This window comes from Carboxylicivirga linearis, assembly GCF_018271995.1.
Lineage (GTDB): Bacteria > Bacteroidota > Bacteroidia > Bacteroidales > Marinilabiliaceae > Carboxylicivirga > Carboxylicivirga linearis.
On sequence record NZ_JAGUCO010000102.1, the window covers coordinates 1 to 922 of the forward strand.

Consider the following 922-nt stretch of genomic DNA (forward strand, 5'->3'; position numbering starts at 1 on the left):
TTGTTGTACATGGCTTGTTCTTTCCTGGAACCATGAACACGCTTCCCTGCATCTTTAAATTCCCGGTTCTTTTGCTTCTCCTGCAAAGCCTTTTCTACTTCTGTATCAATATCCCCAAGGTCATCATTCGGGGTTGCTAAGTTGGCACAGTAGTTCTCGTATAAAGTCCAATCATCGCTGATAATGAAGAATCCATCATTGGGATTGGGCTTGTAACCTTGCTTTGTTTTGTAACCATTCCTACCTTCAACGAAGCCTTGTTTGGGTAGAATCCAAACGAAGTCTCCCTTTCTCGGTTTATATCGGGTTGCAATAATATCGGTTGCTTTTTCAAAACCTTTATAGATAGGCAAAGCATTGACATTAACGCCCTCTTTAAAACCATTGGCTAAAATGGAAGTCCTTGATTTTCCTTTGGTGCGAATATCCTTGTGGATGGCTTTGTACTTTTTGTAAAACTCCTTCTCGGTCATAGTATGGTCTTGATTTTAGGGTGAGTACCAAGCCCGGCAACTGCCCGAAGCTGTTTCTGCTTTATCAGGATTGCCTTTGCCCGAAGTTTCACAAGCTTTAATTGTTTGCCTGTGTCAATATTTACCTTTTTACCTTTAGGTGCTGATTGCTTTTGTTTTGCCAGTCGTTTGGGAAATTCCTTTTTGTCTTGCTCAAACATCTTCATTGCCTCATTAGTAAGGCTGTCGGTGGAGTTACTTCGCTTTGTTCCTTTATCCAAAAACTCATCGTAATAATGGCGTGGTATTTTAACCGATAAACTGAATCGCTCACCAAGTAGATTAAGAAGTTTGGGCATCTTGTTTTCTTCAACGGAAGCCCTCATATTGCCCGATACCATTTCAAAACCATCCCGATTATTAACCAGGAGCTTTACCACTTCTTTATCGGTGTAAATGGGGATATGTGT

The 922-nt window shown here is 40.9% G+C and carries 2 protein-coding genes; both read right to left on the reverse strand.

All coding sequences use genetic code 11. The annotated features are described in order from the left end of the window. Positions 1-473, reverse strand: a 473-nt coding sequence (locus tag KEM10_RS23815) for a hypothetical protein (protein ID WP_212220898.1), incomplete at its 3' end; no start/stop codon positions are given. After that, on the reverse strand, positions 470-922 hold a 453-nt coding region (locus KEM10_RS23820), incomplete at its 5' end, for a hypothetical protein (RefSeq protein ID WP_212220901.1). The genes KEM10_RS23815 and KEM10_RS23820, both read right to left, overlap by 4 nt.